Origin of the sequence: Mycolicibacterium austroafricanum (assembly GCF_000612725.1) — a bacterium.
In the GTDB taxonomy this organism is placed as follows: Bacteria; Actinomycetota; Actinomycetes; order Mycobacteriales; family Mycobacteriaceae; genus Mycobacterium; species Mycobacterium austroafricanum.
Map to the genome: position 1 here is coordinate 177345 of NZ_HG964458.1, position 17272 is coordinate 194616.

Genomic DNA, 17272 nt, shown 5'->3' on the forward strand with positions numbered 1-17272 from the left:
CTATGCGTGGGGATTCCTACCTGGAGTGGCGTTTCCGCTGGTGAGATGCGGTGCCCTCGGTATTATTCGTTCGTGGTGTTCGCAGAGCGCGAGCAAGAGCTTGGAGTGCTCGCGGCGCGTTCTGCGGACGCGCGGGCGGGCCGTGGCGGGATGGTGATCGTCTCCGGCGAATCCGGCGTCGGCAAGACGTCGTTCGTCGAGACCTTTCTGGAGTGCCGGGCCGACGGGTCCAGGGTGTTGTGGGGGATGTGCGACCCGCTGTCCACGCCCCGTCCGTTGGGTCCCATCCACGACTTGGCCGGTCACTTCGGCGAGACAACCCAGCGATCGTTGCTCGGAAGCGATCACCCGCACGAGACCTTCGCCGCGGTCTTCGAGGAACTCAGGAAAGTACCGTCAGTCCTTGTCATCGACGACCTGCACTGGGCAGACCAGGCCGTCGTCGATCTGCTCCGATTCGTACTTCGCCGAATTCGGCACACGCATTCCCTCGTGATCGGCACGGTCCGCGACGACGACATCGGTATCAGTCACCCGATGCGGGCACTGCTCGGTGACGTCGCCCGCTCGACCTCGGCGACGTCGCTGGAGCTACCGCCTCTGAGCCTCGGGGCGGTTACCAAGCTCGTCGGCGCTCGTCCCATCGATCCCGTTGGGCTGCACCGCATCACGGGCGGCAACGCCTTCTTCGTCGTCGAGATGCTCGACCACGCCGGCAGTGACCTGCCCACCACGGTCCGGGACGCGATCCTGTCGCGCACTGTGGATCTCGGGGTTGACGAGTGGGATGTGCTGTATCTGCTGGCGTGTGCGCCGGGGTCGATTCCGGACTATCTCCTCGCCGATCTCGGTGTGTCCGTGTCGGCACTGCGCACCCTGGCCGACGCGAAGCTCATCCGGCAGACCGGCCGGGGCGTCACATTCCGTCACGACCTGTGCCGACTCGCGGTGGCGAGTGTGATTCCGCCGGGCGCCGAAGTTGCGGTGCACCGTCGGATGATCGCCGCATATGACCAAGCGCCACAACAGGATCCATCCGTTATCACCCATCATGCGTTGGGCGCGGGGGACCGCGCGAGAATCGTGCGTGCCGCATCCGAGGCGGGACCCGCCGCGGCACGGGCGGGCGCCCATATCGAGGCTACGGAGTTCTACCAGATCGCCCTCACCCGAGGCGGTGCGTTGCCGCAGCCCACCGAGGCGGAGCTGTGCGAACGCCTCGCCAACGAGTACTACCTGACCGACCGACTGGACTCGGCAATCGCGGCTCGGCGCCGGGCGCTGCGCCTTCGCGAGCAACTCCGTGAGCCCGTCGCGATTGCCGAGAACCACCACGCACTGGCCCTGTACGAGTCCTACAACGCCGACCTTCCCGCGGCAGAACACCATGCCGCACAAGCAGTGAGCGCCCTCGACGGCCAGGTGGACCAACGAGACCGGCAGCAACTCGTCACACTCGGGAACGCACTCGCGACCCAGGCGTACTTCGCACTCTCGGCGGCCGACCTCGCACGTGCCGAGACGCTGCTGACCAAGGCCCGACGGTGCGACGGCGGCGATCCCGTACTCGACGTCCGACTGAGGATCATCGAGGGCTACCGCGGCGGGCTCGCGGGAGAGGACGGCGCGCACGACGGCATTCTGTCGAGCATCGGGTCTGCGAGCGATCTGCACGCGGACGATCTCTATGCGTACGGCTGCTCCATCCTGGCGTTCATCGACATCGAACAGCGACGCCACGCGAATACGGCAGAGCTGCTGGACATCAGCGTTCCGGTGAGCGTCGAACGCGATGTGCCGTTCACCCGGTCCTGGCTGCTGGCGATGCGCGCCCGACTCGCTCTGCTCGTCGGCGATTGGGACGACGCCGCCACCGATGCAGGAACGGTGCTCGCCAGTCCGGGCGGACGGTTGGTCAGCACCTGGCCGCTCGTCGTTCGGACACTCATCTCGCTCCGACGCGAGGGTACGGCCGAGGACGGCATCGACGAGGCGTGGGACGTCTTTCGTCGATTCGGCGAACACTACCTTTTGTTTCCCGCGGCGGCGATCGCCGAGCGGGTGTGGCTGACAGGTCGGCATGACGACCGTCTCGACGAGTGCCGCGCACTCATCGACAGCTGCCCCGTCGGGGGTATCGACATGGCGATCGGTGATCTCGCGGTCTGGCTGCACCGGCTGGACGGCAGCGTGGGCACGGACCGGGCGGTGGGGCCCCATCGGCTGTTGCTCGACGGCGACTACGCGGCGGCGGCCGAGGAGTTTCACCGGCTGTCGATGCCCTACGAGGCTGCGCTCGCCTTTGTCGATTCCGGCGACCCCGTTCTGATCCGCCGCGGCCTCGACGGGCTCGACAACCTCGGCGCTGCTGCAGTCGCGGCCAAGGTGCGCCGCGCGTTGCGATCGGGCGGAGCGACCGCCGTGCCCGCCCGACGCCGCGCGTCCACCCTCGCCAATCCCGCGGGCCTGACAGCCAGACAGATCGAGGTGTTGCAGCTCATCGGTGACGGCATGACCAACGCTGAACTGGCCGGACACCTCTACCTCTCGGTGCGTACCGTCGACCACCACGTCGCCGCAATTCTCGGCAAGCTGGGCGCCACGGGCCGGCGTGACGCCGTGCGCAAAGGGCGCGAACTGGGCCTCCTGCCGTGAGATCGGCAGCCATGGCAACGGATTAAAACCGCAGCGCAGGAGGTTATACGAGCGCCATGACACAGCGATACAACAAGAATCCCGCGGCAGTGGACGCGCTGTCGCCCGAGCAGTACCACGTCACTCAGCGCAACGGCACCGAGCGGCCCTTCACCGGCGAGTACTGGGACAACCACGAGCCCGGCCTCTACGTCGACGTGGTCTCCGGCGAGCCGCTGTTCGCGTCGGTGGACAAGTTCGACAGCGGGTCGGGATGGCCGAGTTTCACCCGGCCGATCGAGAAGGAGAACGTGCTCGAGAAGCGGGACTTCTCCCATCTGATGATCCGCACGGAGGTGCGCTCCGCGCACGGCGACAGCCACCTGGGGCACGTCTTCAACGACGGGCCGCGGGACCGCGGCGGACTGCGCTACTGCATCAACTCCGCGGCGCTGCGTTTCATCCACCTCGACGACCTCGAGGCACAGGGATACGCGCAGTACCGTGGATTATTCGAAGCGACCGACAAGGAGCAGGCGTGAGCGACTACAAGCGAGCCGTACTGGCGGGTGGATGCTTCTGGGGTATGCAGGATCTGATCCGCAAGCAGCCCGGCGTCGTGTCCACGCGGGTGGGCTACACCGGCGGGCAGAACGACCACCCGACCTACCGCAACCATCCAGGCCACGCCGAGGCGATCGAGATCGTCTACGACCCGGCGCAGACCGACTACCGGGCGCTGCTGGAGTTCTTCTTCCAGATTCACGACCCCACGACGAAGAACCGCCAGGGCAACGACGTCGGCACCAGCTACCGGTCGGAGATCTTCTACGTCGACGACGAGCAGCGCCGGATCGCGCTGGACACCATCGCCGACGTGGACGCGTCAGGCCTGTGGCCCGGCAAGGTGGTCACGGAAGTCAGCCCGGCGCCGGAGTTCTGGGAGGCCGAACCCGAGCACCAGGACTATCTGGAGCGCTACCCCAGCGGCTACACCTGCCACTTCCCGCGGCCCGGCTGGAAGCTGCCTAAGCGCGCCGAAGTGTGATCGCAGCTCCCACGCTGTAGACCACGGTGGCGATCGGGATGCTCAACCACAGCGCGGGCGCCCCGAGGGCAATTTCGGCTGCGATCGTCAGCCCCTCGCTGACGATCGCAGTCGCGGTCATCAGGACGTACATGCCGTCGGGATCGCCGAACCGTGAGTGCGCGCCGGCGCGGGCAAAGCGCAGGACAGACCCCAATGTCAGCGCCGCCGGCCCTGCCGCCGCCGCGATGATCCACGGAGGTACAGCGCCACCATCGGAGAACTCACCGTTGAAGAACACCGCGTAACACACCGCGGTGGCCACGACACTGACGAACCATCCCAACAGGATTCGGCGGGTGACGGTCATGCGGCTACAGGCAATCCCACGCCGACGTGACCGCGGTTCGCGCGGGCCCCGAGATCATCGCGCCGCCGGCTGCTCCTCCGACAAAGCCGGCGACCGAACCCCCCAGCACCCCGAGTGGTCCACCCAGGACACCCAGCACGGCTCCGCGCAACGCACCGAGGGCGCCGCCCACGAAGACACCCTGCACCATGTTCTCCCCGATGTCGTCCTTGAAATTGTCCGAGAAGCACTGGCCGAACGACTGCCCGTCGCCGCCGGTGGCGATCGGCGCGATGACCGGTCCCTCGCCGAAGTTCAACGCGTCGAAGCCCGCTGTGACGCTGTCTAATTCAGCGGCGACCGCGTGATCTACCGCCGCCAGCTGAGCCGCCCCGGTCCGCACGCTGATTCCGAGCAGTACCGCGTCGGTGCGCCGCAGCGCGGCGCCCATGCGGCTCGAGACGGTCAGGTCTTCAGCGATGTCGAAACCCATCGCGTCCGTCGCCGCGATTACCGTCAACGCCTCGTGTTTGGCCGCCTCGATGGCGGATCCGCCGTCGACGGCGGTCCGTGCCGCCGTGCGTAACCGATCGACCAGTATCCGCACACCCTCGCGGTCCTTGTCGGCTCGTGCCTGGGCGGCGCGTTGGGCGTCACCTTCCCAGTGCGTGCCGTTGGGACTTCGAACGCCGTCCGCGATGAGCCCGAAGCTGGATTCCCATCGCTCGGCGGTGGCGGTCCACCTACGGGCGGCCCCGTCGAGGTGAGCTGTCTCCCAGCTCTCGATCTGCGACAGGGTCGGAAGGCCGTGCGCCACGCTCATCGGTCCGTCGACCCCATGGCCTTCGTGATGGGCACCGCCGATGCCTGATCACGGTTGCGATAGTCCGCCGCGGCCGTAGCCAACGCCTGTGACATCTCCTCCGCGCGTGCCGCCAACGCGGAGGCGGCGGCTGCGATCCTGTCGTCGGCCGCGGCGACGACCGACCCGCTCGCCTGACACGCCGGTCCCGGGTCCGCGTCCACCAGTGACGCGCGCAACACGGCCGCCGCGAAGGAACACGACGATGCGAAGGCCGACAGACCCGCCGGGTCCACGCGCAACGTCGTCATCTGGCCAGCCTAAAACGCCGACGGGACCCTTCGGCGCACCAATCTGCGCACCTGCCAAGATCAGCGGCGACGCATGACGACGCGGCCGCCGCCCTTGGGGGTGTAGGCGACGCCTCGCGAGTGCATCTTCTCCCCCGGCGCGGTGGTCGTCTCGATCACGAAGTGGCGCAGCACTGTTCGTAGCACGATGTCCATCTCGACGTTGGCGAATGCGGCGCCGACACAGCGCCGGGTTCCACCCCCGAACGGGATGTGCGCGAATGTGGGCGGCCGCTGGCCGATGTAGCGTTGCGGATCGAAGCGGTCAGGGTCGTCGAAGTCCTGCGCGCGCTTGTGTACCTGACCGATCGCGACGACGATCGAATATCCCTGCGGGATAACCCATTCCCCGAGCTCGAAGGTCGGCGCGTACACGTGCCTGCCGGCGAAGTCGATGACGGTGCGGGACCGCTGGATCTCCAGGATGGTTGCCTGCCGGTATTCGTTGCCGTCCGTCTCGGCCTCGGCGACCAGCTTGGCCAGCACCTCGGGGTGCCGGCTGATGCGCTCGAACGCCCATCCCAGGGTCGCCGCCGTCGTTTCATGCCCCGCGGCCAGCAGCGTCAGCAGTTCGTCGCCGATGTCCTGGCGCGACATCGTGGAGCCGTCCTCGTAGGTGCTGCGCAGCAGCAGCGCCAGGATGTCGTCGCGGGTGTCGAAGTCCGGGTCGGCCTGCACGGCGTCGATGAGGCGGCCGATCACGTCGTCGTACTGACGTCGGTAGGCCGCCAACCGTCCCCACGGGCTGAATCGGCCGTATGTGCGGTGCGGTGTGGGCAGTACGGCCAGCCGCGAGCCGAGGGTGACCCACGGCGGAATGATGCGGCGCAACTCGTCCAGGTGCGCGCCGTCGGCGCCGAACACCGCGCGCAGGATCGCGTTGAGCGTGATGCGCATCATCGGCTCGAGGGTCTCGAACGGCTGTCCCTCAGGCCAATTCGCGGCTTCGCGGAGCGTCTCCTCCTCGAAGATCGTCTCGTAGTTCTTGATGCTCTTGCCGTGGAACGGGGGCGTGAGCAGCTTGCGGCGCTTGCGGTGGTCGCCGCCGTCGAGCGCGAACACCGAACCCGAGCCCAGGACACGGGAGAGGTTGGGCTGGATGTTGCCCACGTCGTCGGTGTTGGCCATGAACAGCTGTTTGGCCAGAGCCGGATCGGCGACCATGACGGTCGGTCCGAACACCGGCAGCGTCATCGAGAAGACATCGCCGTACCGGCGCACGATCTGGGCGACGGTCCACTGGCGGGAGAACGAGAAGCCGAGGCCTTGGAGGAGTTTCGGTATCCGCGGGGTGGGTGGCAGCCGAACCGGCCGCGGCGGTGCGGACTCAGCGTCGGCGGTGGAGCGGTGCGCGGCTATCGTTGCTTCGCTCATCGGACTCCCGATCGATCGGCTGGTACTCCTGTGTACCATCGTGTGTTCAGGTACGGTACCGCTTGGTACCACAAGGCGCAAGGGTGGTTTGGCAGGTGAGGACGACACCGCTGGCGGCCGGGCCCCACCCCTCGGTGGCCGACCGCCTTCTCGACGGACTGGCGTCGGCCATCACCGAGCGCGGGTACCGGGACAGCACCGTCGCCGATGTCGTCCGCTACGCACGCACCTCCAAGCGCACGTTCTACGAGCAGTTCGCAAGCAAGGAGGAGTGCCTGATCGAGATGCTGCGCCGCAACCACTCCGACCTGATCGCCGGCATCGGGGCGGCGGTGGAGCCCGAGGCCGACTGGCGACTGCAGATCGACCAGGCCGTCGGCGCCTACATCGATCACATCAGCGCGCGACCCGCAATCACGTTGTGCTGGATCAGGGAGGCGCCCGGGCTCGGCGCGGCCGCCCGTCCGCTGCACCGACTGGTGATGGGTGACCTGACCGACCTGTTGGTGTCGCTGACCGGCAACCCGGGCTTTCGCCGCGCCGGGCTCGATCCGATCACGGCGCCGGTGGCGCTCATCCTGGTCGGCGGGTTGCGGGAACTGACAGCACTTTTCGTCGAGGACGAGCGGGATGTGCACGGCATCGCCGCGCCTGCGGTCGCGGCGGCCACGGCGCTGGTGAGTGCCGGTTAGCGCTCAACCCAGCATCAGGCGGGCCGCTTTCTCCAGCTTCGCGGCAATCTCCGGATACGAGGTGTAACCCATTCCCGCGCGCACCAAGGCGCCCGAATAGAGCATCTCCAGCGCGTCGATGACGTCCGGATCGGTGTCCGGCCCGAGAGCGTCGGACAGACGGTCCCGAATGTCGCGGCCGATACGCAGCCGCAGTACTTCGACGTCGGGATCCTTGCCGAGCAGCGCCGTCGTCACCGCACCGGCGAACTCGGGCTCGCCGGCCACCAGCAGGGAAATGTGGCCCAGCACCTCGACGACCCGTGAGGCCGGGTCACCGGAACCGTGGTCGACCCGCTGCGAGCCGGCCAGGCGCCGCCAGAACACCTCGGCAACCAGATGTTCCTTGGACGAGAAGTAGGTGTAGGCGGTGGCGGCGCCGACTCCGGCCTCCGCGGCGACGCGGCGCACGGTCAGGGCGGCGAATCCGTCCCGCCTGAGCAGCTCGACAGCCGCGCGCCCCAAGCGGTCCACCGTGTCGGCCTGCCTGGCCGTCAGACGACGCCGCGTCGACTCCAGAGCCGGATCGGACACATGTCCGGACGCTACTACAACCAGCGGGGAACCACTAGGGGACGGCACGGTAGGTTGGACTGCCATGGACGACACGACGGCGAGCCGTCAATCCGACACCGTGGCGAGCCGTCAATCCGACACGACGGCGAGCCGTCAATCCGACACCGTGGCGAGCCGTCAATCCGACACCGCGCTGCCGCCCGTCGCAGCAGCCCTTTTCGAGCTCGCCGAGCGGATCACCGGGTTCATGCCCGCCGATGAGGGCCGCGCGCTCTACGACACCGCGCTGGAGTACCTGGGCGACGGTGTCGGCGTCGAGATCGGCACCTACTGCGGCAAGTCGACGGTGATGCTCGGCGCTGCCGCCCAGCAGACCGGCGGCCTGCTCTACACCGTCGACCACCACCACGGCTCCGAGGAGCACCAGGCGGGCTGGGAGTACCACGACGCGTCGATGGTCGATCCGGTCACCGGCCTGTTCGACACCCTGCCGACCCTGCGCCACGCCCTGGATTCCGCAGGCCTCGACGACCACGTCGTGGCCGTCGTCGGACGCTCCCCGGTGGTGGCGCGCGGCTGGCGAACACCGTTGCGGCTCTTGTTCATCGACGGTGGGCACACCGAGGAAGCGGCCAACCGGGACTTCGACGGTTGGGCACGATGGGTCGACGTGGGCGGGGTGCTCGTCATCCATGACGTGTTCCCCGATCCTGCCGACGGCGGCCAGGCGCCGTTCTTCATCTACAAGCGGGCGCTCGACTGCGGGGACTTCCGCGAGGTACGGGCCGCCGGGTCGATGCGCGTGCTCGAGCGGGTGTCCGGGCAGGCCGGCGCGCTCGGCGCAGCCTAGCGATCGCTGGTCGCGCACTCGCAATCATATTGCCCCTCAAGGCCTTTCGGAAGATCCAAGCCGCGGAAGATTCCGCTTGCCGGCGTGGTGGATGACAACGCGTCGGCGGCCAGGATCACTGCCGCGCCCGTCCAGGTGGTGCGCTCGACGGGCCAGCGCTTGCCGTCGGCGTACACCAGGCCCGTCCAGTACGACCCGTCATCCTCGCGCAGGTGGTGCATCGCCGCGAACTGCTCGTGCGCCCGCGCCTTGTCCCCGATGGCATCCAGAGCCAGCACCAGCTCACAGGTTTCGGCTCCGGTCACCCACGGTCGGTCATCCACACATCGGATACCCAGCCCGGGGACCACGAAGTCGTCCCACCGTTCGTCGATGCGCGCCCGCGCCCTCGGCCCGCGCAGCGCTCCCCCGAGAACCGGGTAGTACCACTCCATCGACCAGCGGTCTTTGGTGACAAACCCATCCGGATGGTGGGCGATGGCGTGACCGAGCCGTCCGACCGCGACCTCCCATTCCGGTTGCGGGTCGTCGACGTAGTCGGCGAGCGCCAGGGCGCAGCGGATGCTGTGGTAGATGCTCGCACAGCCGGTGAGCAACGCCTCGTCGGCATCACCGGAAGATCCACGGGCCCAAGCGATTTCACCGGTTCCGAACTGAAGCTCGAGGACGAAGTCGATGGCTTTGGCCACCACGGGCCACATGGTCTCGGCGAAGGAGCGGTCTTCGGTGACGAGCACGTGGTGCCAGACGCCGGTGGCGATGTAGGCGCAGAAGTTGCTGTCGCTGTGGGCATCCTCGATGACGCCGTTGCGCACCTGAATCGGCCAGGTGCCGTCGGGGCGCTGCTGGGTGCGCGACCATTCGAACGCCGCGCGGGCAGGCTCCAGCAGTCCCGCCGCGGTGAGCGCCATGGCGTTCTCGATGTGATCCCACGGGTCGGTGTGCCCGCCCACCGACCACGGAATCGCGCCGCTCGACTCCTGTGTCGCGGCGATCGACTCAGCGGTCTGCCGACATTGAGCCGGCGTGAAGACACCCGGCACACCGGGGATGTCATGCATCAGCAGCGGCAGGCTTCCGGAAGTACAGCGCCACGCTCTTACCGATCAAGGGGTTGAGCGCCGCCTCGGCAGTCCGGGTCAGCCATGGCCGTCCCATCATGTCCCACACCAGCAGCTTGTGATACGCGGCGACGGCCGGATGGTTCGTCTTCTCCGTCCCCACAGCACATTTGAGCCACCAGTACGGCGAATGCAACGCGTGGGCGTGGTGGATGTGGGTCAGCGCCAGGCCGTGTGCGAGCACCTTGTCGCGCAGCTCGTCGGCCCGGTAGATGCGGATGTGGCCGCCCTCGTTGGCGTGGTACTCGTCCGACAGCGCCCAGCAGATGCGCTCGGGCAGCCAGCGGGGGACCGTGATCGCCAGCGCGCCACCGGGTTTGAGCACCCGCACCAGCTCGGCGATCGCCCGGTCGTCTTCGGGGACGTGCTCGAGGATCTCGGAGGCGATGACGCAGTCGAAGGTTCCGTCGGCGTAGGGCAGGTCCAGGGCGTCACCCTTGACGGCCTCCCCCTTGGCCGAAGCGGGCACCTCGCCCTGCTCCTTCATCGCCTGCAGGATCTCGTCGACGTCGTTGAGGTCCGCAACGCTCTGGTCGAATCCGACCACATCGGCGCCACGCCGGAACGCCTCGAACGTGTGGCGGCCGGCGCCGCAGCCGACGTCGATCACCTTGGTACCGGCGCCGACACCGAGCCGGTCGAAGTCCACGGTCAGCATGTCGCGACCCTTTCGCAGGCTCTCTCGTACACCGCGACCGTCTGTGCGGCCACTGATTCCCAACTGAAAACCTCGAGCGCACGCCGGCGACCGTTGTCCCCGAGTCGGCGCAGTTCTCGCGGCGAGTCGAGCAGTTCGCCGAGTACTGCGGTCAGCTCCGTCACGTCCGCGGGTGTCACCAGGCGCGCGCACTCGCCGTCGGTACCCACGACCTCGGGCAGCGCGCCCGCGCGGCTGGCCACGATCGGCGTCCCGCTGGCCATCGCCTCCACTGCGGGCAGTGAGAAGCCCTCGTAAAGAGAAGGGATGCAGGCAACTTCGGCCGACGCGAGCAGAGCAGCCAGCTCGGAATCGGACAATCCGCTGGAGATGTGCACGATGTCGGAGATGCCCAACTCGGCGATCAGTTTCTCCGTCGGACCGTTGGCCTCCAGTTTGGCGACGAGTTGAAGCTCCAGATCGCGCTCGACGCGCAGACGCGCGACCGCGTGCAGCAGGTGGCTGACCCCCTTGAGAGGGACGTCGGCACTGGCGATCGCGATGATGCGGTTGCGCACGCGGTGCTCCGACGGCTGGAACAGCTGGGTGTCCACGCCCAGGGGCACGACGTTCAACTGGTTGGGATCGACGGCGAAGTCCTCGGCGATGTCGGCCGCCGATGTCGAGGACACGGTGACCAACTCGGGGATCTGTCGCGCCACCTGCTTCTGCATCTCGGCGAAGCCGTACCAGCGACGCACCAGCGGCTTGCGCCACCACTTCGCCGCAGCGACCTCGAGGACCCGGTCTCTGGTGATCGGGTGGTGCACGGTCGCCACCACGGGCATTCCGGAGTCCGCGATGGTCAGCAGCCCGGTGCCGAGGCATTGGTTGTCGTGGACGACGTCGAAGTCGTCGCGCCGATCGGCCAGCAGCCGGGCGGCGCGCATGCTGAATGTCTTGGGTTCGGGGAACCCGGCCGTCCACGTGGTCAACAGTTCTTCGAGGTCGATGCTCGTCTTGATCTCGCTGGGCCGCGGAATGCGGAACGGGTCCGGCTCGCGGTAGAGATCGAGGCTCGGCACCTCTGTCAGCCGCACCCGCGGATCGAGGATCTCAGGGTAGGGCTGCCCGGAGAAGACCTCCACGTCGTGGCCCAGCTCCACCAGCCCACGGCTCAGATGCCGGACGTAGACACCCTGGCCGCCACAGTGGGTCTTGCTCCGATACGACAGCAGTGCGATGCGCATACTCAACTCACAGACCCTGGAGAGCGGCCCTGAGCTGGCCGAACCGATTGGAGCAAGGAATCCGAACCCTCCTGGACATGTGTCCAGACTATAGTTTGACGTGCTAGCAGACGCAATCCGTCCGCTAGCTCTGACTACCACAGTCGCGGCCGGCCGTCCTGTCCGACCTCTTCGTGCGGGCCGGGCTACCCGGGCGGGAAACCGCCGGTCGCCACGGGTCCCCACCGCCGCGGCGTCTCCCTGATCAGGCACTTGCGCTGGTCAACCATCGCTTGGCGGTACTCGTCCCAGTCCGGGTGCTCGCCCGCGATGGAGCGGAAGTATTCGACGAGAGGCTCGAGGGCCTCGGGCAGGTCCACCACCTCGGCATCGCCGTCGACCTGCACATACGGCCCGTCGAACTCATCGGACAACACCACCACGCTCGCGCGCGGCCGGCGCCTGAGGTTGGCGGTCTTCGCGCGCTGCGGGTACGTCGCGATGACGATCCGCCCTTCGGCGTCGACGCCGCCGGAGACCGGGGAGCTCTGCAGGGACCCGTCGGCGCGGTAGGTGGTGAGCACCATCCGGTGCCGCGGCCGGACGAAGTCGAGCAGTTGGGGCAGTGTGACCACGTCGGCGGTGGCGAGCTTTCTGGCCATCTCGTCAGCGTATCGACGTGTCGTACCCCGCTTCTAGGATGTCGAACATGAGTTCGAAGAAAGAGTGGATCGCGGCGTTGGACGCGGTCGATCACGCACACCGGGCAGTCGCCGGGCTGCCGTTTCACACCCTGCAACCGGCCGATCAGCGGGCCCTGCTGGTCCGGCTGGACGCGCTCGAGAAGCTGCTGGCCACCAGGCAGCGCCAGCTGCTCGCACACATGGTCGGCGGTCCCCCGCCGGTCGAGTTCGCCGGAGCGCCCTGGGCCGAGGTGCTGGCCCGCCGGCTGCGCATCTCGGTCGGCGAGGCGAAGCGCCGCATCGAAGATGCCGGCGCCGTGCCTACGTAGGCCGCCGGCGGCGCGGCGGTGGTCGAGTGGCCTCGTTACGGCCCGGTGCCGGTCGCCGCCGGCGCAGCGCTCCGAGGACGCGCCACCCCGGGAGAGCCCGCTCTAGCGCGAACTGGGCAGCACGAACCCGAACGGCCGCCGATAGCCCAGCCCCGTCATCCGGGCCTGCCGCACCATGTCGATCGACACCGCGCGCACTTCGCCTGATGACGGTTCATAGCAGTGCATTTCGTCGTCCGAAGCATTGACGATCAACACCCAGTGCCTGGGCAGGAACCGGCCGACGAGCATCGCCACCGGCCAGCCGGACCGCACCGCCGACAACACGTCTGCCAGCCCGTCGCGACGTCCACGCCACAACCGCCACCGGTAGCTCACCCCGCGCCCGCGCGAGCAGGCGGTCACCGCGCGCGCCATCCCGACCGGCGTGGTGCCCAACGCCCTGGGCCACACCCGGTTCACCGACAGGTGCACGCGACCCTGTTCGGCCTCGAACCAGACGTCGGCATCGGGCGCAGTCAGCGACAAGCGGTAGGCCGGATCCACGATCGCGCCCGCGACGACGGCCACGGTCGGTCCGCACGTGGTGGTGTCACGTTGCCTCAGGTGCAGCGGCGCGATCTTCATCAGCTCCCTCCGCGGTGGATTTCTCGCCGACGTTGGGTACTCGCCACCTTAAGCCGACCAAGGGGGACAGCAGTGGCGTTCGACATCACTCCGACCGCGGCTCAACATGACCTCGCCCGACGCACCCACGAGTTCGCCGAAGAGGTGATCCGCCCGGTTGCCGCCGACTACGACCAGCGCCAGGAGTTCCCGTGGCCGGTGTTGGAGGAGGCGGCCGCCCGCGGCTTCTACAGTCCGTTGTTCTACCGCGACCTGATCGGCGACCCGACCGGCCTGTCGCTGCCGATGTTCATGGAAGAGCTGTTCTGGGGGTGCGCCGGCATCGGGCTGGCGGTGGTGATGCCCGCCCTGGCGCTCTCGGCGATCGGCCAGGCCGCCTCGCCCGAGCAGATGTTGCAGTGGGCGCCCGAATGTTTCGGCACCCCGGGCGACCTCAAACTCGCCGCACTGGCGATCTCGGAACCCGAAGGCGGAAGCGACGTCCGCAACCTGCGCACCACGGCCCGCCGCGCAGGCCCGGGAGCAGACGCAGACTGGATCATCGACGGGCACAAGATGTGGATCGGCAACGGCGGCATCGCCGACGTCCACGTCGTCAACGCCGTGGTCGACCAGGAACTCGGACACAAAGGACAGGCGCTGTTCATCGTGCCCGGCGGCACGCCGGGCCTGGACATGGTGCGCAAGCTCGACAAACTCGGATGCCGCGCATCGCATACCGCCGAGCTGAAGCTCACCGGGGTCCGGGTGCCCGCAGACCATCTGCTCGGCGGGCAGGAGAAGCTCGACCACAAGCTCGCGCGCGCCCGCGAAGCCATCGAAGGCGCCCGGCACTCCGGCTCGGCCACCCTCGGCACCTTCGAGCAGACCCGACCCATGGTCGCCGCGCAGGCACTCGGGATCGCCAGGGCCGCTTTGGAATACGTCACCGAGTACGCCAATCGGCGGGAAGCGTTCGGCGCGCCGATCATCGACAATCAGGGCATCTCCTTCCCGCTGGCCGATCTGGCCACCGGCCTGGATGCCGCACGGCTGCTGACGTGGCGGGCGTCGTGGATGGCGGCCACCGGTGTCCCGTTCGAACGGGGTGAGGGCTCGATGTCGAAGCTGGCGGCCAGCGAGCTCGCGGTGCGGGCCACCGAGCGGGCGGTCCAGACCATGGGCGGCTGGGGCTACGTCAAGGATCACCCCGTCGAGAAGTGGTATCGGGACGCCAAGCTGTACACGATCTTCGAGGGAACCAGCGAGATCCAGCGCATGGTGATCTCCAATGCGCTCGGGGCGGCGGACGGCAAGCCCCCGCTGCACGTCGACCTCGAGCCGACGGGCGGCCCGTTGAACCGCATGTTCGGTCGCGGCACCCCGGCCCGCACACAGGTCGCCGCCTCCGCCCTGGCGATGAAGGACCGCGTCCCCGCGCCCGTGATGCAGATGGCCATGAAAGTGCTTCGACCCCCCAGGAAATGACGGTCACAGCGCTTTCTGCGTCGGAGGCGGCGTCTCGTTGACCGGCACCCCCTCGGGCTCGGGCGCCACCAACTGCTGCAGCACCGCGACCGCCTCGGTGTACTCCGCGCGCGTCCAGAACCCCGAATGTCCACACACCGCACCGTCGCGGTCCACGTCGAACTCTCCCACCCTCGGAAACCGTTGCTGGACATCGAACACCCGGCAATCGACAACGTGCGGAACGTCGCCCATCGCGGTCGGGGCGTCACCGCCTCTGACGAATGCCGGTCTGGTCACGAACACCCAGCTGCCGATCGGATCGGTGAGCGACCACAGGTTGATCCATCGATGCTTGACGGGCTCCGCGGTATCCGGGCAGTGAATGAGCCTCAGCGCTTCCAGCGACTTGCGTCCGAAGTAGGCGGGAAAATTGCGGGCGTACAACCGCCTCAGCGGTGATCCGAAGGTCAGCAGGGGGAACGGCTCGTCGGCACCACTGCACTGCATGAGGGTGGCCGCCGCGATGACCGTGCCCTGGCTGTGCGCCACCAGAACGACCCGCGTCCGCGGCGATGCGACCAGGTCCCGCATCCGCAACCGCAGGTCGAACACCGTCCGCCCGCCGTAGGACGGTGGCGTCAGCGGGTGGTTGGCGCGGGGCCAGAACGTGATGACATCCCACAGGATCGCGACCACCCGGCGCGTCTGCCGGTTACGGAAGGCCGCGGTCACCAGCGCGATCACCGCAAGGACCAGACCCACGGTGGCGCCGACCGCGATCCCGCTGACCTCGTCGCGGACCGCTTGTTCGACCCACGGAACGCTGAACACGAACAGCAGCGCCGCCGCGACCAGGAACAACGCGGACGCGATCAACACCAGACTTCCGACCAGACCAGGCGCCCGGTCGGTCAGCGTGGCGAGCCGGCGAGCACCGAGGATCTTCCTGACGACCTCATCGGGCGCGTTGTTCTCGAACTCGCCCTGTTCGGCGATGCACTCGATCTTCTTCTTTGCCGCCTCGCCGAAAACCTGTACAGCCAGCCGGATCACCGCCGCCAGTGCGACGATCACGACGATCAGCGCCGCCACCGCCGCCCACACGTAGGCCGGTGGCACGATGAGCAGAGCGTCCGACTTCCGGTCGGTGTCCCCCGGGTACGTCCATGTGCCGAGGGTCTGCGCGGTCCACAGGCCCACCCCTGCACTGAAGGTGCCGCCGAGCAGCCAACCCAGCAGCGCCACGAACCCGGTGGTGTAACCCCTCAGCGTCGGTCGGTAGCCCTCCTCGGTCGCCAGCTCGGGCTTCGACAGCAGGATGCCTATGAAGGCGGCCACCAGCAGAACGACTTGGACCACCACCAACGCGTAGATCGAATCGTGCAGTCCGGGAAGGGAAGACGGGCCTGACACGCCGGAACGGCGGTAGTGGGCCGCGGTCCAGATCAACGAGATGCCCAGCATCGCCAACGCGAACCACCGCATCCGCATCAAGCCGGTGTACATCCGGGTCGACGCTGGGCGTCCACCCCGCCCCGTCGCGTTCGACGACACCGTCGCGGAGACGGCGGCCAGTAAGGTCAGCCCGTTCACCCCGAGGAGAATGGCGTTGATCAGGCCGGCGACGCCGGTGTGCTCGTCGTTCACCACCGGCGCGAGCACCAGCGCACCAAGGCCCGCCGCCCAGGCGGTGACGTGGCACGCGCGCATGCACTGCACCGCGTCATCACCGTTCCAGAACGTCGTTCTGGCAAGCGGTGAGCGCATCGTCGGGGTCACCACAGGTCCGGGGGGCGGAGGTGTGTTGTCCAGCAGCGCCTTTGCTTCAGCGTCCAGCACCGCGACAGCCGGCACCGGGGCCGCCGCCTCGGGCTCGCGGGTGGTCTCCTCCCGTCCCAGCCACCACAGCGCGCCGATCACCGCCACCAGCGGCAGCGCACCGACGAGCAACCGGACGCCCATCGGCCACGAGCCCAACAGTGCCAACGGCCCCCAACCGCTGCTGCAGGCCGGCGTGCCCGCGCACTGCCACACCGCGATGTCGAGGACCGCCACCGCCATCGACAGCAGCAGGGTCAAGGTGAACGACAGCGCGAGCAGTCGCAGCAGCACCACCACGACCGTGGCCGGTCCGGGCCGTGACACCGGAGGCAACATCCAATGCGCCAGGTTGATCAGGCTGAACGGCAGGAACAGCAGCCAAAGCGCACGCGTGGCCTTGCGTGAGGTCAGACCTCCCCACGAGTACGCCTCCATCCGGCGCCACCACGTGCCCACCCGTGGGTTGGCGGCCCTGTCGACCCATTCCGCGCGGCGGTAGAAGGCTGCGTCGTCATTGCCGCAGACCCGTTCGACGAACTCCTCCGGACAACTCAGCATCGCTTGGGGCGACGTGCCCGACACCCCGTGCACGCGCAGCTCGAAGACAGTGTTTCCACTGGTCATCCACACATATTGACGCGGTCACCGAGGGTACGCCCGCGTTCCCGGAAAACCCGGTACCCCTGGTTTCACTTGCCGCAATTCTGGCAACATTACCGACCAGTCACAAAGGTATGTCCGGT

Annotated in this window: 18 protein-coding genes; 7 read left to right on the forward strand and 11 right to left on the reverse strand. The window is 68.1% G+C overall.

The window, feature by feature from the left end; translation table 11 throughout:
• Window positions 1-72 precede the first annotated feature (72 nt).
• The 3 genes from BN976_RS27410 to msrA are packed head-to-tail and all read left to right on the forward strand — an operon-like array spanning window position 73 to window position 3682.
• Window positions 73-2655: an ATP-binding protein gene (locus BN976_RS27410; protein ID WP_036375794.1), complete on the forward strand. Its 2583-nt coding sequence runs from the start codon at window positions 73-75 to the stop codon at window positions 2653-2655.
• Between the two features lie 56 nt (window positions 2656-2711).
• On the forward strand, window positions 2712-3176 hold the full coding sequence (msrB, locus tag BN976_RS27415) for a peptide-methionine (R)-S-oxide reductase MsrB (protein WP_036375797.1): 465 nt from the start codon (window positions 2712-2714) through the stop codon (window positions 3174-3176).
• On the forward strand, window positions 3173-3682 hold the full coding sequence (msrA, locus tag BN976_RS27420; protein WP_036375800.1) for a peptide-methionine (S)-S-oxide reductase MsrA: 510 nt from the start codon (window positions 3173-3175) through the stop codon (window positions 3680-3682). Before msrB ends, msrA begins: the two co-directional genes overlap by 4 nt.
• Here the strand turns inward: msrA and BN976_RS27425 are convergent.
• The 4 genes from BN976_RS27425 to BN976_RS27440 are packed head-to-tail and all read right to left on the reverse strand — an operon-like array spanning window position 3663 to window position 6536.
• Entirely contained in the window at window positions 3663-4031 is a 369-nt protein-coding gene (locus BN976_RS27425; protein WP_036375803.1) for a hypothetical protein, read from the reverse strand. The two genes, msrA and BN976_RS27425, sit on opposite strands and share 20 nt — an antisense overlap.
• A 4-nt stretch (window positions 4032-4035) precedes the next feature.
• Window positions 4036-4833: a hypothetical protein gene (locus BN976_RS27430; protein WP_036375806.1), complete on the reverse strand. Its 798-nt coding sequence runs from the start codon at window positions 4831-4833 to the stop codon at window positions 4036-4038.
• Entirely contained in the window at window positions 4830-5123 is a 294-nt protein-coding gene (locus BN976_RS27435; protein ID WP_036375810.1) for a type VII secretion target, read from the reverse strand. The genes BN976_RS27430 and BN976_RS27435 overlap by 4 nt, the downstream gene beginning before the upstream one ends.
• A gap of 60 nt (window positions 5124-5183) precedes the next feature.
• Entirely contained in the window at window positions 5184-6536 is a 1353-nt protein-coding gene (locus tag BN976_RS27440; RefSeq protein ID WP_036375813.1) for a cytochrome P450, read from the reverse strand.
• Between the two features lie 95 nt (window positions 6537-6631).
• Between BN976_RS27440 and BN976_RS27445 the strand changes: the two genes are divergently transcribed.
• Entirely contained in the window at window positions 6632-7228 is a 597-nt protein-coding gene (locus BN976_RS27445; protein WP_051558577.1) for a TetR/AcrR family transcriptional regulator, read from the forward strand.
• A 3-nt stretch (window positions 7229-7231) separates the two neighbouring features.
• On the opposite strand, the gene BN976_RS27450 is transcribed toward BN976_RS27445, so the two are convergent.
• Window positions 7232-7801, reverse strand: a complete 570-nt coding sequence (locus BN976_RS27450) for a TetR/AcrR family transcriptional regulator (RefSeq protein WP_011782831.1) — start codon at window positions 7799-7801, stop codon at window positions 7232-7234.
• A gap of 64 nt (window positions 7802-7865) precedes the next feature.
• Here BN976_RS27450 and BN976_RS27455 point away from each other — a divergent pair, with 64 nt between their 5' ends.
• On the forward strand, window positions 7866-8633 hold the full coding sequence (locus BN976_RS27455; protein WP_234935385.1) for a class I SAM-dependent methyltransferase: 768 nt from the start codon (window positions 7866-7868) through the stop codon (window positions 8631-8633).
• Here the strand turns inward: BN976_RS27455 and BN976_RS27460 are convergent.
• The 4 genes from BN976_RS27460 to BN976_RS27475 form a co-directional block, all read right to left on the reverse strand.
• Window positions 8630-9694 carry an MMP endo-(1,4)-3-O-methyl-alpha-D-mannosidase gene (locus BN976_RS27460; RefSeq protein WP_011782833.1) on the reverse strand — a complete coding sequence of 355 codons (1065 nt, stop codon included), beginning with the start codon at window positions 9692-9694 and terminating at the stop codon, window positions 8630-8632. The genes BN976_RS27455 and BN976_RS27460 overlap by 4 nt on opposite strands.
• The gene (locus BN976_RS27465; RefSeq protein WP_036375816.1) at window positions 9687-10412 is read right to left on the reverse strand and encodes a class I SAM-dependent methyltransferase; all 726 of its coding nucleotides are present in this window, start codon (window positions 10410-10412) and stop codon (window positions 9687-9689) included. Before BN976_RS27465 ends, BN976_RS27460 begins: the two co-directional genes overlap by 8 nt.
• Window positions 10406-11641, reverse strand: a complete 1236-nt coding sequence (locus tag BN976_RS27470; protein ID WP_011782835.1) for an MMP alpha-(1->4)-mannosyltransferase — start codon at window positions 11639-11641, stop codon at window positions 10406-10408. Before BN976_RS27470 ends, BN976_RS27465 begins: the two co-directional genes overlap by 7 nt.
• A 185-nt stretch (window positions 11642-11826) precedes the next feature.
• Complete coding sequence (locus BN976_RS27475) at window positions 11827-12282, reverse strand: PPOX class F420-dependent oxidoreductase (protein ID WP_036375819.1); 456 nt, start codon at window positions 12280-12282, stop codon at window positions 11827-11829.
• Between the two features lie 47 nt (window positions 12283-12329).
• On the opposite strand from BN976_RS27475, the gene BN976_RS27480 reads away from it, so the two are divergent.
• Complete coding sequence (locus tag BN976_RS27480) at window positions 12330-12632, forward strand: gluconate 2-dehydrogenase subunit 3 family protein (RefSeq protein WP_011782837.1); 303 nt, start codon at window positions 12330-12332, stop codon at window positions 12630-12632.
• 102 nt (window positions 12633-12734) lie between these two features.
• Here the strand turns inward: BN976_RS27480 and BN976_RS27485 are convergent, their stop codons facing one another.
• On the reverse strand, window positions 12735-13259 hold the full coding sequence (locus BN976_RS27485; protein WP_011782838.1) for a hypothetical protein: 525 nt from the start codon (window positions 13257-13259) through the stop codon (window positions 12735-12737).
• A 72-nt stretch (window positions 13260-13331) separates the two neighbouring features.
• On the opposite strand from BN976_RS27485, the gene BN976_RS27490 reads away from it, so the two are divergent.
• On the forward strand, window positions 13332-14726 hold the full coding sequence (locus BN976_RS27490; RefSeq protein ID WP_011782839.1) for an acyl-CoA dehydrogenase family protein: 1395 nt from the start codon (window positions 13332-13334) through the stop codon (window positions 14724-14726).
• Between the two features lie 3 nt (window positions 14727-14729).
• On the opposite strand, the gene BN976_RS27495 is transcribed toward BN976_RS27490, so the two are convergent.
• Complete coding sequence (locus BN976_RS27495) at window positions 14730-17153, reverse strand: hypothetical protein (RefSeq protein ID WP_036375822.1); 2424 nt, start codon at window positions 17151-17153, stop codon at window positions 14730-14732.
• Window positions 17154-17272 lie beyond the last annotated feature (119 nt).

Excerpts from the sequence above, each read along its gene's own strand:
- BN976_RS27460 (WP_011782833.1), bottom strand. The coding sequence starts at position 9,694 with ATGCATGACATCCCCGGTGTGCCGGGTGTCTTCACGCCGGCTCAATGT.
- BN976_RS27440 (WP_036375813.1), bottom strand. The coding sequence starts at position 6,536 with ATGAGCGAAGCAACGATAGCCGCGCACCGCTCCACCGCCGACGCTGAG.
- BN976_RS27430 (WP_036375806.1), bottom strand. The coding sequence starts at position 4,833 with ATGAGCGTGGCGCACGGCCTTCCGACCCTGTCGCAGATCGAGAGCTGG.
- BN976_RS27470 (WP_011782835.1), bottom strand. The coding sequence starts at position 11,641 with ATGCGCATCGCACTGCTGTCGTATCGGAGCAAGACCCACTGTGGCGGC.
- BN976_RS27485 (WP_011782838.1), bottom strand. The coding sequence starts at position 13,259 with ATGAAGATCGCGCCGCTGCACCTGAGGCAACGTGACACCACCACGTGC.
- BN976_RS27465 (WP_036375816.1), bottom strand. The coding sequence starts at position 10,412 with ATGCTGACCGTGGACTTCGACCGGCTCGGTGTCGGCGCCGGTACCAAG.
- msrB (WP_036375797.1), top strand. The coding sequence starts at position 2,712 with ATGACACAGCGATACAACAAGAATCCCGCGGCAGTGGACGCGCTGTCG.
- BN976_RS27495 (WP_036375822.1), bottom strand. The coding sequence starts at position 17,153 with ATGACCAGTGGAAACACTGTCTTCGAGCTGCGCGTGCACGGGGTGTCG.
- BN976_RS27455 (WP_234935385.1), top strand. The coding sequence starts at position 7,866 with ATGGACGACACGACGGCGAGCCGTCAATCCGACACCGTGGCGAGCCGT.
- BN976_RS27480 (WP_011782837.1), top strand. The coding sequence starts at position 12,330 with ATGAGTTCGAAGAAAGAGTGGATCGCGGCGTTGGACGCGGTCGATCAC.
- BN976_RS27435 (WP_036375810.1), bottom strand. The coding sequence starts at position 5,123 with ATGACGACGTTGCGCGTGGACCCGGCGGGTCTGTCGGCCTTCGCATCG.
- BN976_RS27475 (WP_036375819.1), bottom strand. The coding sequence starts at position 12,282 with ATGGCCAGAAAGCTCGCCACCGCCGACGTGGTCACACTGCCCCAACTG.
- BN976_RS27425 (WP_036375803.1), bottom strand. The coding sequence starts at position 4,031 with ATGACCGTCACCCGCCGAATCCTGTTGGGATGGTTCGTCAGTGTCGTG.